The organism is Cupriavidus sp. GW823-FHT07A04 (genome assembly GCF_058794615.1).
In genome coordinates, this window is the sequence record NZ_JBXAHA010000032.1 from 33,538 (window position 1) to 50,752 (window position 17,215).

14 protein-coding genes are annotated in these 17,215 nt (G+C 66.6%); 7 read left to right on the forward strand and 7 right to left on the reverse strand.

What is annotated here, in order from left to right; all coding sequences use genetic code 11:
- Nucleotides 1–257: 257 nt before the first annotated feature.
- From AC1Q7Q_RS37575 to AC1Q7Q_RS37600, 6 genes are all read right to left on the reverse strand, one after another.
- Complete coding sequence (locus AC1Q7Q_RS37575) at nt 258–1,445, reverse strand: acyl-CoA dehydrogenase family protein (protein ID WP_492374195.1); 1,188 nt, start codon at nt 1,443–1,445, stop codon at nt 258–260.
- 82 nt (nt 1,446–1,527) lie between these two features.
- The gene (locus tag AC1Q7Q_RS37580; RefSeq protein WP_492374194.1) at nt 1,528–2,307 is read right to left on the reverse strand and encodes an enoyl-CoA hydratase/isomerase family protein; all 780 of its coding nucleotides are present in this window, start codon (nt 2,305–2,307) and stop codon (nt 1,528–1,530) included.
- Between the two features lie 60 nt (nt 2,308–2,367).
- Nucleotides 2,368–3,354 carry a Bug family tripartite tricarboxylate transporter substrate binding protein gene (locus AC1Q7Q_RS37585; RefSeq protein ID WP_492374193.1) on the reverse strand — a complete coding sequence of 329 codons (987 nt, stop codon included), beginning with the start codon at nt 3,352–3,354 and terminating at the stop codon, nt 2,368–2,370.
- A 48-nt stretch (nt 3,355–3,402) separates the two neighbouring features.
- A complete protein-coding gene (locus AC1Q7Q_RS37590) occupies nt 3,403–5,145 on the reverse strand; it encodes a long-chain fatty acid--CoA ligase (protein ID WP_492374192.1) in 1,743 nt (580 codons plus the stop codon).
- 75 nt (nt 5,146–5,220) lie between these two features.
- Nucleotides 5,221–6,213 (reverse strand): Bug family tripartite tricarboxylate transporter substrate binding protein, encoded by a 993-nt coding sequence (locus AC1Q7Q_RS37595; protein ID WP_492374191.1) that lies wholly within the window; start codon nt 6,211–6,213, stop codon nt 5,221–5,223.
- 56 nt (nt 6,214–6,269) lie between these two features.
- Entirely contained in the window at nt 6,270–7,274 is a 1,005-nt protein-coding gene (locus tag AC1Q7Q_RS37600) for a tripartite tricarboxylate transporter substrate binding protein (RefSeq protein WP_492374190.1), read from the reverse strand.
- A 315-nt stretch (nt 7,275–7,589) separates the two neighbouring features.
- Here AC1Q7Q_RS37600 and AC1Q7Q_RS37605 point away from each other — a divergent pair, with 315 nt between their 5' ends.
- The gene (locus AC1Q7Q_RS37605; protein ID WP_492374189.1) at nt 7,590–8,726 is read left to right on the forward strand and encodes an AraC family transcriptional regulator; all 1,137 of its coding nucleotides are present in this window, start codon (nt 7,590–7,592) and stop codon (nt 8,724–8,726) included.
- 27 nt (nt 8,727–8,753) lie between these two features.
- Here AC1Q7Q_RS37605 and AC1Q7Q_RS37610 read toward each other — a convergent pair whose 3' ends face one another.
- Nucleotides 8,754–9,551: a GntR family transcriptional regulator gene (locus AC1Q7Q_RS37610; protein WP_492387284.1), complete on the reverse strand. Its 798-nt coding sequence runs from the start codon at nt 9,549–9,551 to the stop codon at nt 8,754–8,756.
- 290 nt (nt 9,552–9,841) lie between these two features.
- On the opposite strand from AC1Q7Q_RS37610, the gene AC1Q7Q_RS37615 reads away from it, so the two are divergent.
- The 6 genes from AC1Q7Q_RS37615 (at nt 9,842) to AC1Q7Q_RS37640 (ending at nt 17,186) form a co-directional block, all read left to right on the forward strand.
- Nucleotides 9,842–11,449, forward strand: a complete 1,608-nt coding sequence (locus tag AC1Q7Q_RS37615) for an ABC transporter substrate-binding protein (protein ID WP_492374187.1) — start codon at nt 9,842–9,844, stop codon at nt 11,447–11,449.
- A gap of 128 nt (nt 11,450–11,577) precedes the next feature.
- Nucleotides 11,578–12,495 (forward strand): ABC transporter permease, encoded by a 918-nt coding sequence (locus AC1Q7Q_RS37620; RefSeq protein ID WP_492374186.1) that lies wholly within the window; start codon nt 11,578–11,580, stop codon nt 12,493–12,495.
- Nucleotides 12,488–13,369: an ABC transporter permease gene (locus tag AC1Q7Q_RS37625; protein ID WP_492374185.1), complete on the forward strand. Its 882-nt coding sequence runs from the start codon at nt 12,488–12,490 to the stop codon at nt 13,367–13,369. Before AC1Q7Q_RS37620 ends, AC1Q7Q_RS37625 begins: the two co-directional genes overlap by 8 nt.
- The gene (locus AC1Q7Q_RS37630; RefSeq protein WP_492374184.1) at nt 13,366–14,394 is read left to right on the forward strand and encodes an ABC transporter ATP-binding protein; all 1,029 of its coding nucleotides are present in this window, start codon (nt 13,366–13,368) and stop codon (nt 14,392–14,394) included. Before AC1Q7Q_RS37625 ends, AC1Q7Q_RS37630 begins: the two co-directional genes overlap by 4 nt.
- Nucleotides 14,395–14,427: 33 nt before the next feature.
- The gene (locus AC1Q7Q_RS37635) at nt 14,428–15,447 is read left to right on the forward strand and encodes an ABC transporter ATP-binding protein (RefSeq protein WP_492374183.1); all 1,020 of its coding nucleotides are present in this window, start codon (nt 14,428–14,430) and stop codon (nt 15,445–15,447) included.
- A complete protein-coding gene (locus AC1Q7Q_RS37640) occupies nt 15,444–17,186 on the forward strand; it encodes an AMP-binding protein (RefSeq protein WP_492374182.1) in 1,743 nt (580 codons plus the stop codon). Before AC1Q7Q_RS37635 ends, AC1Q7Q_RS37640 begins: the two co-directional genes overlap by 4 nt.
- The last annotated feature ends 29 nt before the right edge of the window (nt 17,187–17,215 follow it).

The following is a 17,215-nucleotide window of genomic DNA, read 5'->3' on the forward strand; positions in this document are numbered from 1 at the left end:
GACGAGCTTTGCAATGGCGCAACGGATCAGCTCGACTCACCGTACTACCACTTCAGGCCCCACTCGCGACGGGCATTTGAACCATGTCTTGTGACACACATTACACCTTTCCGTTATTCCGTGCACACCTGCTTTTGTAACGAGAAACGCGCTTGCCCCCTCGCAACCCCCACTGGGCGGGACTTTGCGGCCGGCCTACTTCCAACGTACTACGACGTTGGCATGAGAGGCTTGCCGCATGGCCCCGCACACACGCATCACAGCGTGCGTGCCACCAGCTCCTTCATGATTTCGTTGGAGCCGCCATAAATCTTGCTGACCCGCGCGTTCGCATACATGCGCGCGATCGGGTATTCGAGCATATAGCCGTACCCGCCATGCAGTTGCAGGCATTCGTCGATGATTTCGCAGTTCTTCTGCGAGCACCACCACTTGGCCATGGCCGCCGTGGGCGCATCGAGCTCGCCCCTCAGCAAGCGCACCATGCAATCATCGACAAAGGTAGCGGCGATGGTTGCCTCGGTCTTGCACTCCGCCAGCTTGAAGCGCGTGTTCTGCATATCGATCAGCGGTTTTCCAAACACCTGCCGCTCGCGCACGTAGTCGGTGGTGAGCTCGATCGCGCGCTGCATGCTCGCCACCGCACCAAGCGCGATGATCATGCGCTCCTGCGGCAGTTGCTGCATCAGCTGATAGAAGCCCTTGCCCTCCTCGTCGCCCAGCAGGTTCTCCACCGGCACGCACACGTCGTCGAAGAACAACTCGGCGGTGTCCTGGCCTTTCTGCCCGATTTTTTCCAGAATTCGGCCGCGCCTGAAGCCAGGCTGGTCCCGGGTCTCGACCATGATGAGCGAGACCCCTTTCGCGCCGGCATCGGGATCGGTCTTGGCTACCACGCAAACGAGGTCGGCGTGGTAGCCATTGGTGATGAAGGTTTTTGCACCGTTGATGCGATAGATGTCTCCGTTCTGGGTCTTCTCACGCACCGCTCGGGTGCGTACCGACTTGAGATCCGAGCCCGCGCCGGGCTCCGACATGGCGATGGCGGCCACCATGGCACCTGAAGCCATCTGCGCAAGCCATTTGCGCTTCTGCGCCTCGGTACCGTAGTTGAGCAAGTAATGGGCCACGATGCCGCTGTGCACGCCATTGCCCAGGCTGGTGGCGATGGCGCGTGCCATTTCGTTACAGATCACAGCCTCGTGGGCAAAGTTCCCGCCGCCGCCGCCGTACTCCTCGGGAATGCTGGCGCACAGCAGGCCAACCTCGCCGGCGCGGTTCCAGACTTCGCGGTCGATGTAGCCGCGCTCGGCCCAGCGCGCCTCGTTCGGCACCAGCTCGCGCTCCACGAAGCGGCGGACGGTGTCCTGGAACATGACCAGGTCTTCGCTCATCCAGGGCACCTTGCGGGCGGCCATCGCCATGTTCTTGTCGGAATTTCCCATGTTGTTCTCCTTGATGGTTGCCGGTGTTGCCGGTGTTGCGTTGCAGCACCACGCGCTTGTTGTTGTGTGGTTGTGTGGTGGTTCAGTCGGGCCAGCGATAGCGCGGCGGCTGCTTTTCCAGGAAGCGCGTGGCGGCCTCCTTGCGGTACGCGGTGGCGAAAGCGATACCCTGGCCGTCTGCCTCCATCTCCAGCATGCTGTGCAGGTCCTGGTTCAGCGAGGCATTGAGCGCCTTCTTGGTCAGCGCAACCGCTACCGGCGAAGCTTCGGTAAAGGCCGAGGCGAGCGCCAGCGCGCGGGCATGCAGATCCTCCGGCGGCACGATTTCCATCACGATGCCCTGCTCCAGCGCCGCTGCGGCGCTCAGTTCACGCATCGAGAACATCAGCGCCTTGGCGCGCTGCAGGCCGATCATGCGCGGCAGCGTGTAGAACACACCGCAATCCGGGATCAGGCCCAGGCGCAGGAAAGGCAGGCCAAAGCGCGCGCGCGGCGTGGCCAGGATGATGTCGGCCACGAGAGCCAGGCTGAAGCCGGCGCCATAGGCCGCGCCGTCTACCGCCGCGATCACGGGACGGTCGAGGTGGATCAGGTCTTCCAGCCAGGGATGGATGGCCGCCAAGCGCTGGCGGCCCTGGTCAGCGCTGATTTCGCCTTGCATCGAGCTGATGTCGCCGCCGGAACAGAAATCCGTGCCCGCGCCGGTGAGGATCAGCGCGCGCACGCTGGTGTCCTGGCGCAACTGGTGCACAACCTCGCCGATTTCGCGGCGCATGGTGCCGTTCAGGGCGTTCTTGCGTTTCGGGAAGTCGAGCGTGAGGGTGGCAACCCCGTCGGCAACGGCGTAGCGAATGGTCTCCATGGCGAACTCCTCTGGGTTGGCTTGGTGAATAAATGCAGTAGCAGTCATAAAATCGGCGCGTCAATCAAGCTGGATGTTGGCGTCGCGGACGATGCGCGCCCACTTGGGCGTGTCCGTCGCGATCACCGCGGCCAGTTCTTCCGGGGACGAGCCCACCGGCTGCAGCCCCATCGCCACCAGCTTTTGCGAGATGTCCGGGAGCCGCACGATGCGGGCGATCTCGGTGGAGAGCCGGGTAACCACGTCGCGCGGCGTATTGGCGGGCAGGAACATCGAGAACCAGCCGCTCGGCTCAAACCCGGTGAAGCCGGCCTGCGCGAAAGTCGGCACCGAGGGAATCGATTTGTAGCGCTGGGCGCCCGTGATGGCGAGGATCTTGAACTTCCCGCTATTCAGATAGCTGTTGGCCGAGGTCACATCGACAAACGCCGAATCCACCTGCCCACCCAGCACGTCGCTCATCAGCGGCGCGGCGCCTTTGTATGGAATGTGTGCAAGGTCCACGTGCGCCTGCATCTTGAGCAGCTCGCCATGCAAATGCGAGGAGGTGCCGTTGCCGTAGGAGCCGTAGCTGAGCTTGCCGGCCTTGGCCAGGGCCACGAACTCAGCGAGCGTGCTGGCCGGCACCCGGTTGGGCACCACGAACAGGTCGGAGGACCTGGCCAGCAGTGAAACCGGCGCGAAGTCGCGGGCCACGTCGTACGGAATGCGCTTGTACAGGCTGGGCGACTGGATCATGGCGGTGATGCCGAGCAGCATCGTGTAGCCGTCGGGCGGCGCCTTGGCCACGATGTCGTTGCCCAGCATGCCACTGGCGCCGGGCTTGTTGTCAACCACCACCGGCTGGCCCCAGGCCTCGGTCAGGCGCTGGCCGATCATGCGCGCGATGGTATCGGTGCCGCCGCCGGCGGGATACGGCACCACCATGCGGATGGGCCGCGCTGGATAGGTGCCCTGCGCCTGCGCGGGCCACTGCCATCCGCCCAGCAACGCACCGCCGCCCAGCACTGCCGCCTGGCCCAGCCAGTTTCGTCTCGATGTCTTCATGATGTCTCCCATCGTTCTCGTTGTTCTCGGTGTTCTCGTTGTTCTGGTTCAGGCCACGCTGCCGGCGGCGGCCGGTTGATCTCCGCCTTGGCCCTGCTCCAGCTCCTGCAGTGCCCGCCACTGGATCTTGCCGGTGGCCGATTTGGGCAAGGCATCGACAAAGCTGACAATACGCGGCACCTTGTAAGCCGCCAGCCGCTCGCGGCACCACGCCATGATCTGCTCGGCGCTGGCCTCGGGCGTGCCGCGCGCGGCCGGCTTGAGCGCCACCACGGCCTTGACGGTCTCGCCGCGGCGCGCGTCGCGCGCGGCGATCACGCAGGCTTCGTGGACGGCGGGATGGCCGTAGAGCAGGTTCTCCACCTCCGCCGGCCAGACCTTGAAGCCGGATGCGTTGATCATGCGTTTGAGCCGGTCGCGCATGAAGAAATAGCCTTCCTCATCCATGAAGCCGAGGTCGCCGGTGCGCAGGAATCGCTTGCCATCGATCTCGATGAACGATTCCGCATCGGCTTGCGGGTTGCGCCAGTAGCCGCGCATCACCTGCGCGCCATGGGTCACGATCTCGCCCAGTTCGCCCTGCGGCAGCTCGGCCAGCGTGTGCGGGTCGATCACGCGCGCGTCCACGCCGAACGTGGCGATGCCCAGGCATTCGCGCTTGGGCCGGTGGCGCGGATTGGACAGCAGGAAGGCGGCGGTCTCGGTCAGGCCGTACGCCTCCACGTAAGGCAGGCCAAAGCGCTCCTGCAGCATGGTGGCCACGGCGTCCGGCATGGCGGCCCCGCCGCCGCCCAGGTAGGCAAGGCTGGAGAGGTTGCGCTCGCCGATGCCCGGCTGCGCGAAGAAATCCACCAGCATGGCGGGCGGCGCGCCCCAGGTGGAAACCTGGTAGCGCTCGATCAGGTCTGCTGCTGCCGCGCGATCCCAGCGCGGCAGCAGCACGATGGTGGCGCCCAGGTAAAGCGGCGCGTGGATGCCGTTCTGCATGCCCAGCAGATGGAACATCGGTGCGACCGACAAGCACACGCTCTGCGGGCTTGCGCTGCGCCACAGCTGCGAGCCCACCGCCGCGCTCATCAGCGTGCCGTGTGTGTGCATGCAGCCCTTGGGATGGCCAGTGGTGCCCGAGGTGTAGGCCAGCATGCACAGCGTGTCGTAGCCGGCCTCGTGCGCGCGTGGGGCATGGCCCGCGGCGTCGGCCTGTGTCCATGTCGCCAGCGTGGCGCCTGCAGGCGCGCGTTCGGGTAGCGGGGTGCGCTCGTAAAGCCAGGCGGGCACGCTGTCGGCGCCGCCGGCCGCCTCGAGCATGTCCCCATACTGATGCACGATGACATGCGCCAGCCCGGCGCCATGCAGCGGCGCAATCTGCGGATATAGCTCCGCCGCGACGAAGGCCGCCACCGCGCCGCTGTCCGCGGCCACGTGTTCGAGCTCCCCGGTCAGCCACATCGGGTTGGCTGGCACGACCACCGCCTCGGCACGCAGGATGGCGTAGTAGGCGACGATGAACTGCGGGCAGTTCTGGCTGAACAGCATCACGCGGTCGCCCGGCGCCACGCCGCAAGCCTGCTGCAGGTAGCCGGCCATGCGCTCGATCTGCGCATGCAGGCTGGCGTAGGAGATGGCCGTATGGAAATACTGGATCGCGGTCTTGTCCGGATAGCGCCGGGCGGCCACCTCGACGTTGTAGGCCAGGCTGGTGCGCGGCACGCACACCTCGGCGGGCATGCCTGGGGGCCAGTGGGGAGAACGGTAGGCCGGGGCGCGGGTAGCAGAAGCAGCTTGATTCATAAGAAACACAAAGTGGGAAAATTGCAGGCCGCCACCGGCCCGGCGCCCATCAAGGCGGCGTGCATCGGGACGGCGTTAGTCAAGACGGATGTTCCGGGTGCGGATGACCTTGCCCCAGCGCGCGTAATCGCTGCGCATGGTCTCGGCGAAGGCATCGGGCGTGCTGCCGGCAAGCACCACGCCCATGTCGTTCATGCGCGCGCGCACGGCTGGCATGGCCAGCACGCGGTTGACGTCCGAGGAGAACTTTTCTATCACCGGGCGCGGCGCGGCGGCCGGCAGCAACAGCCCGAACCAGCCCATCGAATCCATGCCCGCGATGCCAGACTCGCGAAAGGTCGGCACGTCTGGCAGTTGCGGCGCGCGCGCGGGGCCGGTCACCGCCAGCGCGCGCAGGCGGCCGGTTGCCGTGTGCGGGCGCGCGCCCATCACCGAGATGATCGCCGCGGGTATCTGCCCGCCGAGCAGGTCGTTCAGTTCCGGCGCCTCGCCCTTGTACGACACGTGGGTCATGTCCAGCCCCGCCGCATCGTTGAACACTTCGCAGTAGAGATGGCCGCTTGAGCCGGTGCCGTAGGAGCCATAGTTGAACTGCCTTGGCCTGGACTTCACCAGCGCGATGAATTCGGCCAGCGTCGTGGCGGGCACCGAGTTGTGCACCGCGAACACCAGGCTGGTGGTGCCAAGATTGGACACCGGAGCGAAATCGCGCACCGGGTCGAACGGCGCCTTGGCATAGAGGCTCGGGGCCTGGACCAGCGTGGTGATGGTAAGCAGCGCGGTATGGCCGTCGGCATCGGCCTTGGCCACGGCGTCGGCGCCGATCATGCCGCTGGCGCCTGGGCGGTTTTCCACCACGATGGGGCGCTGCCACATCTTGCCGAGCGGCTCGGCAATGGCGCGTGCCAGCACATCGGTGGCGCCGCCCGCGGGGTAGGGCACCACCAGCCGCACGGGCTTGGCCGGGAAAGCGTCGGCACGCGCGGGGCTCAGCCCCAGGCCCAGGCCGCCGGCGGCGAGGGCACCGGCTCCGATCTGCTGCAATGCCTTGCGGCGCGTGTGCTGCATCGCTGCTCCTGAATCCGCCCCGAAAGGGCACGAGAGGGTTGGGAAATGCTGCAGGCTCAGTCGAGCCGGATATTGAGCTTGCGGATCACGCCGTTCCAGTAAGCCTGGTCGGCGCGCGCCACCTCGGCGAACTCCATCGGCCGGGTGCCTTTGACGATCACGCCAAGGTCGGTCATGCGCTGCCGGATATCAGGCGTGGCCAGGATGGCGTTCACGTCCGCCGAAACCTTGTCCACGATCGGCCGCGGCGTGCCGGCCGGGGCGAACAGGCCGAACCAGCCGGGCCCGTCCAGGCCGCTGTAGCCCAGTTCCTGGAAGGTCGGCACCTCGGGCAGCATGGGCGCCCGGGTGTTGCCCACCACGGCCAGCGCGCGCAGGCGGCCGGTGCGCATATGCGGCTTGATCCCCATCACGGAGATGGTGCCCACCGACACCTGGCCGCCCAGCAGGTCGTTGAGCAACGGCGCCTCGCCTTTGTAGGGGACATGGATCATGTCCAGCCCGGCGGCGCCGGTAAACACTTCCATATAGAGGTGCGCACCGCTGCCGGTGCCGTAGGTGCCGTAGGAATACCCTTTCGGCTTGCCCTTCGCCATTTGCACCACCTCGGCGAGGCTGCCCGGCATGGACGAGTTGGCGGCCACCACGAGGTGCGAAGTCGCCAGCTCCGACAGCGCGACGAGGTCGCGCATCGGGTCGAAAGGCGGCTTTGCATACTGGCTGGGCAACTGCACCACGCTGGTCAGCGTGAGCAGCAAGGTGTAGCCATCCGCAGGCGCCTTGGCCACCGCATCGGCACCGATCATGCCGCTGGCGCCCGGGCGGTTTTCCACCACCACCGTGCGCTGCCATTGCTGGCCAAGCGGCGCGGCAATGGCGCGGGCGAGCACGTCAGTGGCGCCGCCCGCCGGATACGGCACCACCAGCCGCACCGGCTTGGCGGGGTATCCGGTGGGCACGGCGCCTTGCGCGAGCGCGCTGGCGATCCCGGAGATGCCGCCGCCAGCGGCCAACGAGGCCGCGCCAAGCCGTAACAGGGTCCTGCGACGTCCTATCTGCATCCTGCTTCTCCCCTCTTGAACCGCCACGCCGCGCCCTGCGGATGCACAGGCCAGCAAGGGATGAGATTGCGCGATGGTGCACTGCGTGGACAATGACCATTCGGCCCAAAATGATTGGCCGAATCGTTCAGGGAAAAGCCTGCCTTTGGTAAATCCGGATTGTGCTGGGGCGCAGCATCGGGTTAACTGGCGCACATAGCCGGCACAGAACCGGCAGCGGTCCGGCAAGCCCGCGCGTTGCGCTGCAGTGCAGCGAGATGCAGCCCAGGGGAGATCCGGACCAGGACCGGGGAGTCCGTTGAGAACGAGGAGACAATGCAAATCGCCGCACTCAGGGCATCCGCGCCGTCATCGATGACGGTGCCGCTCAGTTCCCTCCCGCCAGGCACACCGGGCGCTGACGCTGCTCAGCCGCCCACGCGCCACACCATTTCCGTGCTGCAGCTGCACCAGATCGTGCAAGGCGCGCGCCGCCTTGGCTGCGACATCGACGCCCTGCTGCGCCGCGCCGCCATTTCGCCCGCGTTGCTGCAGTCGCCCAACGCGCGCGTGAGCGAGGGCCAGTTTGCCGCGCTGATGCGCTCGATGCGGCGCGTCACGCGCGATGAGTTCTGGGGCTTGCTCAGCCGGCCCGTGGCACCGGGCGTGTTCGCCCAGGCCTGCCAGGCGTTGATCCACTGCGCCACGCTGGAAGACGCCATGCGCGCCGGGCTGAACCAGTATCGCCTGCACCTGGTCGATTTCGTGCCTCGGCTGCAACAGCGCGACGGCCGCGCCACCCTGCTCCTGCTGCCTCGCGCGCCCGCCACGGCGTGCCGCCAGTACGCGCAATCCACCTTCGCCTTCCAGGCTTACGGGGTGGCCAACTGGCTGGTGGCGCAGCGCATTCCCCTCGCCGGCGTCGACCTGGCCGCGCGCGCGCCGGAACCAGCGCGCGGGCCATCCCGGCTCACCGACACCGAACGGGTCTTCAACACCCAGGTCCGCTATGGCCAGCCGCACACCGCCTTGCACTTCGACGCCAGCTGGCTGCGCCTGCCCGTGGTCCAGGACGCCAGCAGCCTGCAAGCCTTCCTGAACGACACGCCGCGCAACCTGCTCACCCGCTACCGCGACGACTCCTGCCTCGCCGAGCGCATCCGGCGCCACCTGCGCTGCCACCTCGACGATGAACTGCCCTCGCTGGAACAAATGGCCGAGACCCTGCGCCTGACGCCGCAAACCCTGCGCCGCCGCCTGCGCGAAGAAGGGCGCGGCTACCAGAGCATCAAAGACAGCCTGCGCCGCGACGCGGCCATCGCCTTCCTGGAACACACGGACCTTGCACTGCAGCAGGTGGCGCTGCGCGTGGGGTTTTCAGAACCCAGCACGTTCCATCGGGCGTTCAAGAAATGGACGGGAGTAGCGCCCGGGGAGTACCGGCAGCGGCAGATGATGGCGTCCGCGGCCTGAATCGATAGCCCTGGGGCCGGGGATGCGCTAGATCGTCTGCAGACGGAAGCGCTCTATCGGCTCCGGGTGCGCCTGCTGCATATGCGAGAGCACCTCGTTGCGCGAGTCCTGCATGATCTTGCGCATGTCGCGCTCGGCGGCTTCCGCGTCGCTGGCGGCGATGGCGGCCAGCACCTGTTCGTAGTCACCCACGCTTTCCACACGGCGCTGGGCCGTGATGTAGTCCAGCGGCTGGCTGGTAACCCACAGCATCTGCCACACGCCATCGTGCGGCAAGGTACGGTAAGCCTGGATGAGCTGGCGGTTGCCGCAGGCATTCATCAGGCCCACGCCCATGCGGCCGACAGCCCGCACAAAATCGATCAATGCCGGCTCGGGCTCGCTGCCAAGCGCGCGCAATTCATCCAGACGAACCTGCAACGGCGGCAGGGCTGCCTTGTCGGGATTGATCGCCAGGTAGCGCACGGCCAGCGACAGCAGCGCGCTGCGGATATTGAAGATATCGATCAGGTCGTCCTGCCGCAACTCCACCACGAACGCCCCGCGCCGGGGTGAGATCTCCACCAGGCCCTGCTTCTCCAGCACACGCAAGGCGTCGCGCACCGGGCCGCGGCTGATGTCGAAGAGCTCGGCGATCGCCTGTTCCTTGATCTGGTCGCCCGGCGCGTACTGGCCGTTGAGGATGGCCTGGCCGAGATGCTTGGCGACCTGCTCGGGGATTGTGGCCGCTGTCATGCGCCGCGGCGATGGCGCCTGCGCCGGCAGATCCTGATCGGGCGCATCCGGCTCGGGCGCGGCTGGCTGTATTCCAAAGAGTCCGCTCATGAGGAGGCCGGTTAAGAGGGGTGGGTTAAGAGGGGTATATAGGATTGGGCCCATTCTATACAGAGGGCTTTCTCGCGTAAATCGTCGATTGTTAACAATTAACCGTTGACGTAACTCTTAAGTGCTCGCATACTTTTTTTGCCACCCGCGGCGACCGACGGGGTAGCCACAGTCACGCATCCACAGCGATGCGGCGCATTGCGGCCCGACCCCGTGGCGACCGGACAACATATTTCATCGGGGGCGGAGACAACCCAGCCGGCGCACGCCGGCGCCACCGGAGAAGCACGATGCGCGAGCATTCGCTGCAAACCATGATCGGCGGGCTTTTGCTAGGGGCGTTCGCGTCAACGGCGCTCGCGCAAGCTACCATCCCCCCTGCAACATCTGCCGCACCCGCCACCGGGGCCTTGAGCGTGGCCTTCGGCGCCGAGTCCACCACGCTCGACCCGGTCAAGATCTCCGCGGGCGTCGATCACTATTTCGTGGGCCAGATCTTCGAGATGCTGACGCGGCGCAATGCCGCGCTCAAGGACGAGAACTGGCTGGCCGAATCGTGGAAGCTGGAACCCGGAAAGGACGGCAAGCCGGTGCTCGACGTGCATCTGCGGCGCGGCGTGAAATTCCACAACGGCGACCCGCTCACCGCCGAGGACTTCGAGTTCTCCTGGCAGCGCCAGCGCGACCCCAAGAGCAGCTTCTTCTCGCACTATGTGTCGTCCGTCGAGCGCTTCGAGACCATCGACCCGCTTCACTTCAAGCTGGTCTTCAAGGAGCCGGACGCGCAGTTCATCGTCGGCAACATGCAGCTCTGGGCCATGCCTAAGAAGTACATCCAGAAGGTGGGCGAGGAGGAGTTCGCGCGCAAGCCGGTGGGGACCGGTCCATGGAAATTCGTCTCGCGCACGGTTAAGGACGAACTCAAGCTGGAGGCCTTCGACGGTTACTGGAACCAGGCCGCGCGCCCGACCGTCAAGGAACTGACGATCAAAATCATCCCGGAGGACCTGACCCGGGTGGCCGCCTTCAAGACTGGGCGCGTGGACTGGATCGACAATGTGCCGCCGTCGATGGTGGAAGAGTTCAAGAAGATGCCGGGCGTCAAGACCGCCACCGTGGTGAGCGGCAACAACCTCTTCCTGAACTTCAACACGCAGATGCCGAAGTCGCCGTTCAACGACGTGCGGGTGCGCCAGGCTGCCGCCCACGCCATCGACGTCGACGCCATCATCAAGCGCGTGCTGTTCGGCCAGGGCGAGCGCTATGCGCAAATCGGCAAGGAGTCCACCGGCTACGATCCGGCGCTCAAGCCTTACACGTACGATCCCAAACAGGCCCGCGAACTGCTCAAACAGGCCGGCTACCCGAACGGCTTCGACACGTCCTGCTACAACCTCACCACCCCGCGCGAGCCGGGCATGAAGGAGGTTGGCGAGGCAATGTACGCCTACCTGTCTTCGGTGGGCATCCGCTGCCAGGTGCGCAACCTGGAATATGGCGCCTGGATCAGCCTGGGCAAGCGCGGGCGCAGCGGCCCGCCGGAAATGGATGGCGTGCTGAGCTGGATGTGGTCGCAAGGCCTGCCCGGCGACCCGGGCCTGGCATGGTCCGGGCACCTGCACAGCTACCAGGCCGGCGGCTGGGGCACGTACTCCTATACCACCGACAAGGAAGTCGACGCCCTGCTGGAAAAACAACGCGGCACCATGGACCCGGCCGCGCGCGCCGAGTTGCTGCGCCAGATCGCGCGGATCAAGCAGGAGCGCGTGCTGGGCGGCCTGCCGACCTACCGGCCGCTGGTGACATTCGCCTGGCGCGCGGACAAGATCGACTACGTGCCCTGGCCTATCCGCGACTACTGGCGCGCCTTCCAGCAGGTGGGCTGGAAACAGAAATAGCCTGACGGCGGCCACACCGCCAAACGCACATGTCATCCGGCAGCCAGGCGCGGCCGCGCACGCTGATCCTCGCGCTTCGCGCGGCGCGCGGCGCACGGCCGCGCCGATCTCCCAACGAAGGAGTCCCCATGCCAACCGCCATCGCCAGACGCCTGATGCAGGGTCTTGTCAGCATCATTGGCGCGAGCGTCATCATCTTCATCATCTCGCGGCTCTCGGGCGACCCGCTCGCGCTGCTGCTACCGGCGGATGCGCCGGCCGAGGCGATCGCGCAGACCCGCGCGCACCTTGGGCTCGACCAGTCCGTCCTTATGCAGTACTTCTACTTCGTCAGTCACGCCCTAGGCGGCGACTTCGGCAATTCCTATCGTTGGCAGGTGCCTGCCCTGGGCCTGATCCTGGAGCGCCTGCCCGCCACGGTGGAGCTGGCCGTGGCAGCGCTGTTGTTCTCCGTGGCGATGGCCGTGCCCTTCGGTGTGTTGTCCGCGCTGCACCGCGGCTCCTGGTTCGACCGCTTCGCCAAGATCTTCGCCATGCTCGGCCAGGCCATGCCGAACTTCTGGGTCGGGCTGCTGCTGATCCTGTTCTTCGCGGTGCGGCTGAACTGGCTACCGGCCTTCGGGCATGAAGGCTGGAGCAGCCTGGTGCTGCCCGCAGTCGCACTCGGCTGGTACCCGGTGGCAGCGCAGACGCGCATCGTGCGCTCGGCCATGCTCGATGTGCTCGACAGTGACTACATCCGCATGGGCCGCGCCATGGGTGTGCCGGAACGCGTGCTGGTGTGGAAGTACGCGCTGCGCAATGCCGCCATTCCTCTCGTGACCATCCTTGGCGTGTACTTCGCCGCGATGCTGGGCGGGGCATTCGTGGTGGAGGTGATCTTCGCGTGGCCGGGCGTGGGCCGCACCGTGGTGGAAGCCGTGTTCGCCCGTGACTTCCCCGTGGTGCAGGCGGGCGTCATGCTGACCTCCGTGCTGTTCGTGCTTTCCAACCTGCTGGTCGACCTGAGCTACAGCCTGATCGACCCGAGGATCCGCCATGGCTGATACCGCTAGCTCTCGCGCCTTTCCTGATCAGAGGCTGCGCCGGCTGCTGCCGAACGGCCTGCCGTGGTTTCCCGCGCTGGTATTCGTGCTGTTGCTGGTATGTGCGCTCGGCGGCGAACATCTGCTGGCGCACGATCCCAACGGCCTTGATCTCGGCCTGGCCTTCCAGCCGCCCGCATGGCTGGCGGGCGGCGGCTGGGCGTATCCACTAGGCACCGACAACATGGGCCGCGACGTGTTGGCCCGCATCATGGCCGGCACACGCATCTCCCTGGTGGTGGCGCTCTACGCCATCGTGCTGTCTGGCGGCATCGGCACGTTGGTGGGCATGGTCGCCGGTTACTTCGGCGGCCGTGTCGACACGCTGATCATGCGGCTTGTGGATATCCAGATGTCGATCCCGTCGCTGGCGCTCGCCCTGGTACTAGCCGCCGTGCTCGGCCCCGGCTTCGAGACCGTGGTGCTGGTGATCGTGGTCACCTACTGGACCTGGTACGCGCGCATCGTGCGCGGCGAGGTGATGTCGCTCAAGCAGCGCGACTACGTGGCGCTAGCACGCGTGGCCGGCTGCGGCACGCTAGTGATCTTCCGCCGCCACCTGCTGCCCAACCTGTTCAACACGCTGCTGGTGCTGGCCACGCTGCAAGTGGGGCAGGTCATCATCTTCGAGGCCTCGCTGAGCTTCCTCGGCCTGGGCATCCAGCAACCCGACGTGTCCTGGGGACTGATGCTGGCGGATGCGCGCAACTACATCACCAACGCATGGTGGGTCATCACCATGCCGGGCCTGGCCATCATGGCCACCTGCCTAGCGTCCAACCTGCTGGGCGACTGGCTGCGCGACCATTTCGACCCGCGCCGGAGGCAGCTATGAACGACATGTCGCAAACCAAGGAAGTGCCAGCGGGACCGGCCGCCGAACCGATGCTTCAAGTGCAGGGCCTGACCACCCACCTCAGGCTGCGCCGCGGCGTGGTGCGCGCGGTCGACGGCGTGGACCTGCATGTGAACGCGGGCGAGACGCTCGGCGTGGTGGGCGAGTCCGGTTCCGGCAAATCGATGACCATCCTGTCCATCATGCGGCTGCTGCCGCGCCAGGGCGGCCCGGATGCCGTGCGCCTGGGCGGCAAGGTGCTGCTCGATGGCGTGGACCTGCTCACCGTGCCGGAGAAGACCATGAGCGAGGTCTACCGCGGGCGCAGGATCTCGATGATCTCGCAGGATCCGCTGACTTCGCTCAATCCCGTCTTCACCGTGGGCGATCAGGTCGGCGCGCCTGGACGCTACCACGGCATCACGCATGGGCGCGGCGAGCGGCGCAAGAATGCCGCCGAGGTCCTGGCGCGTGTGCGCATCCCCTCGCCCGAGACGCGCCTGGACGATTACCCGCACCAGTTCAGCGGCGGCATGCGCCAGCGCGTGGTGACGGGCATGGCCATCGCCAGCTCTCCGCGCCTGCTGGTGGCCGACGAGCCCACCTCCGCGCTGGACGTGACCATCCAGGTGCAGATGATGGCGCTGCTGCGCCGCATCCAGGACGAGACGGGCGTCGGCATCATCCTGATCACGCACGACCTGGGTGTGGCCGCCAGCATCTGCCAGCGCGTGGCGGTGATGTATGCCGGGCGCATTGTCGAGACCGGCGACGTGCGCACGCTGTACCGCCATCCGGCCCACCCATACACGCGGGCGCTGCTCGAATCGATTCCGCATTTCGGCCAGAAGAAGGAGCGCCTCTTCGCTATCCAGGGCACGCCGCCGAGCCTGATCGATCCGCCGCCGGGCTGCCGCTTTGCCGCGCGCTGCCCGCATCGCAAGCCGCTGTGCGACGACGCGTATCCGCCCGAGATCGACCTCGGCGGGGGCCACAAGGCCAGTTGCTGGCTGGTGTCGGCATGAGCGCCGCATTCAACGAGGCAAAAGCGAGGTCCCATGCTGCTTGAAGTCAATGACCTGCAAAAACACTTCGCGGTACGCGGCACGAAGCAGGTCGTGCGTGCGGTGGACGGCGTGAGCTTTGCCGTCGATGCCGGCCAGACCTTCGCGCTGGTGGGCGAATCCGGCTGCGGCAAGACCACCATCGCCAAGCTGCTGCTTTTGCTGGAGCGCCCCACCGGGGGCAATATCCGCTTCCAGGACGAGAACGTGCTGGGCCTGCGGGGGACAGGCCTTCTGTCGTACCGCCGCCAGGTGCAGGCGGTGTTCCAGGACCCATCCTCCTCGCTCAATCCACGGCTGAAAGTACGCATGCTGCTGGCCGAGCCACTGCTGGCGCACGGCGAGGGTGGCAACCGAGCCGCTGTGCAGCGCCGGCTGGAAGAGCTGCTGGACATCGTCGGCCTGCCCGCCAGCGCGCTCGATCTCTACCCGCACGAGTTCAGCGGCGGCCAGCGCCAGCGCATCGCGGTGGCCCGCGCGCTGGCGCTGCAGCCAAAGCTGATCGTGCTGGACGAGCCCACCTCCGCGCTCGATGTATCCATCCGCGCGCAGATCATCAACCTGCTATCGGATATCCAGCGCAGTTTTGGCCTGGCCTACCTGGTCATCGCGCACGACCTGGCGCTGGTGGAGCACTTCAGCTCGGCGGTGGGCGTGATGTACCTCGGCGCGATGGCCGAGAGCGGTCCCAGCGCCAGTGTGTTCGGTTCGCCGCGCCACCCCTATACGCAGGCCCTGCTCGGCTCCGCGCCCCGGCCGGATCCCGATCACCAGCCCACGCCCGGCCTGATCCACGGCGAGATCGGCTCGGCGCTGAACCCGCCATCCGGCTGCCGCTTTCATCCGCGCTGCCCGCATGCGATGGCGGCCTGTGCCGAGCGCGTGCCGGCGCCGCGCACGATGCCCGGCGAGCCAGGGGCACCGCTCGCCCATCTCGCCGCTTGTCATTTGCAAGATCCCGATCTCCCCGCCAACCCGGCCGCCAAACCTACGCAGGAGTTGATTGCGTCATGAGCCACGCGCTGACATCCCAAGCGGATTCCGACTATTTCCAGCAACTCGACCAGCTGCAGCAACAGCACTGGCCCGGCGCCGTGCCGCGCCAGGCTAGCTGGCCGCACGGCGAAATCGCGCTGACCGAATACCTGCGAGCGTGGGCAAGGCAGCGCCCCAACCACCCCGCCGTGATCTTCTATGGCAGCGAGCTGAGCTATGCCGAGCTGGATCGCCTGAGCGACCGCTTCGCCGCGCTGCTCCACCAGCACGGCGTGCGCGTCGGCGAGCGCGTAGCGGTGATGCTGGGCAACTGTCCGCAGTTCCATATCGCCTTCTACGGCATCCTCAAGCTGGGCGCTGTGCACGTGCCGGTCAACCCGCTCTTCAAGGAACAGGAACTGATCCACGAGCTCAACGACGCCGACGCCGCCACCATCCTCGTGCTCGACCAGCTCGCGCCGCTACTGCAATCCGTGCAGCAGCGCACGGCGGTGCGCACGGTGTTCGTCACCGGCTACAGCGACCTGCTTCCCGAATCGCCCACGCTGCCCCTGCCGCCCGGCATCGACACGCCGCGCACGGTGCCTTCCGGCACCATCGACCTGATGCCCGCGCTGTCGGCATGCGATGCGCCCACGCCGGCCGGGACGCCCGACCTCGACGCGGTCGCTGCGCTCAACTACACCGGGGGCACCACCGGCATGCCCAAAGGCTGCGTGCATACGCAGCGCGACATGATCTACACCGCCGCCACCGGCTGTACCATGTCGGGCGCGCTCGCGCCGGACGGCAGCGGCGCAGCGCTGGATGACGTCTCGCTTAACTTCATGTCGATGTTCTGGATCGCCGGCGAGAACATCGGCCTGATCTACCCGATCTTCGCCGGCGGCACGCTGGTGCTGCTGGCGCGCTGGGATCCGATGGGCGTAATGGCGGCCATCGACCGCTACCAGGTCAGGCGCACGGTGATGCTGGTCGACAATGCCGCCGAGCTGATGGACCATCCCGACGTCGCGCGCTACGACCTGCGCTCGCTGCGCGCCACGCGCGTCTCGTCCTTCGTCAAGAAGGTCAACCCGGACTTCCGCCGCCGCTGGCTCGACCTGACCGGCAGCGTGATGGCCGAAGGCGCGTGGGGCATGACCGAGACCCATACCAGCGACACCTTCACCACCGGCATGCAGGACGACGACATGGACCTCAAGGGCCAGCCCGTCTTTGTCGGCCTGCCCATGCCCGGCACCCGCATCAAGATCTGCGATTTCGAATCCGGCGCGCCGCTTCCGCTCGGGCAGGAAGGCGAAATCGTGGTGCGCACGCCCTCGCTGTTCAAGGGCTATTGGAACAAGCCCGATGCCAGCGCCGAAGCCATCCGAGACGGCTGGTTCCACACCGGCGATATCGGCGTGTACGACCCGCAGGGCTACCTCCACTTTCTCGGGCGGCGCAAGGAAATGCTCAAGGTCAAGGGCATGAGCGTGTTCCCCGCCGAGATCGAAGCGCTGCTGGGCCAGCATCCGGCCGTGGTGGGCTCCGGCGTGATCGGGCGGGACGATGCCGAACGTGGACAGGTGCCGGTGGCATTCGTACGGCTGCACCCGCATGCGCAGGGCAGCCTTTCCGCCAGCGAGCTTGCGCTGTGGTGCAAGCAGAACATGGCGACCTACAAGGTGCCAGAGATCCGCTTCGTGCAGCAACTGCCGATGACGGCCACCGGCAAGGTCAAGAAGCACGAGCTTCAGCAATTCCTGGCCTGAAAGGCCGGATGCCACGAACCTAGCAAGGG

Bases quoted from the DNA above. Each gene is read 5' to 3' on its own strand.
- AC1Q7Q_RS37575 (WP_492374195.1), bottom strand. From the start codon at position 1,445: ATGGGAAATTCCGACAAGAACATGGCGATGGCCGCCCGCAAGGTGCCC.
- AC1Q7Q_RS37580 (WP_492374194.1), bottom strand. From the start codon at position 2,307: ATGGAGACCATTCGCTACGCCGTTGCCGACGGGGTTGCCACCCTCACG.
- AC1Q7Q_RS37585 (WP_492374193.1), bottom strand. From the start codon at position 3,354: ATGAAGACATCGAGACGAAACTGGCTGGGCCAGGCGGCAGTGCTGGGC.
- AC1Q7Q_RS37590 (WP_492374192.1), bottom strand. From the start codon at position 5,145: ATGAATCAAGCTGCTTCTGCTACCCGCGCCCCGGCCTACCGTTCTCCC.
- AC1Q7Q_RS37595 (WP_492374191.1), bottom strand. From the start codon at position 6,213: ATGCAGCACACGCGCCGCAAGGCATTGCAGCAGATCGGAGCCGGTGCC.
- AC1Q7Q_RS37600 (WP_492374190.1), bottom strand. From the start codon at position 7,274: ATGCAGATAGGACGTCGCAGGACCCTGTTACGGCTTGGCGCGGCCTCG.
- AC1Q7Q_RS37605 (WP_492374189.1), top strand. From the start codon at position 7,590: ATGCAAATCGCCGCACTCAGGGCATCCGCGCCGTCATCGATGACGGTG.
- AC1Q7Q_RS37610 (WP_492387284.1), bottom strand. From the start codon at position 9,551: ATGAGCGGACTCTTTGGAATACAGCCAGCCGCGCCCGAGCCGGATGCG.
- AC1Q7Q_RS37615 (WP_492374187.1), top strand. From the start codon at position 9,842: ATGCGCGAGCATTCGCTGCAAACCATGATCGGCGGGCTTTTGCTAGGG.
- AC1Q7Q_RS37620 (WP_492374186.1), top strand. From the start codon at position 11,578: ATGCCAACCGCCATCGCCAGACGCCTGATGCAGGGTCTTGTCAGCATC.
- AC1Q7Q_RS37625 (WP_492374185.1), top strand. From the start codon at position 12,488: ATGGCTGATACCGCTAGCTCTCGCGCCTTTCCTGATCAGAGGCTGCGC.
- AC1Q7Q_RS37630 (WP_492374184.1), top strand. From the start codon at position 13,366: ATGAACGACATGTCGCAAACCAAGGAAGTGCCAGCGGGACCGGCCGCC.
- AC1Q7Q_RS37635 (WP_492374183.1), top strand. From the start codon at position 14,428: ATGCTGCTTGAAGTCAATGACCTGCAAAAACACTTCGCGGTACGCGGC.
- AC1Q7Q_RS37640 (WP_492374182.1), top strand. From the start codon at position 15,444: ATGAGCCACGCGCTGACATCCCAAGCGGATTCCGACTATTTCCAGCAA.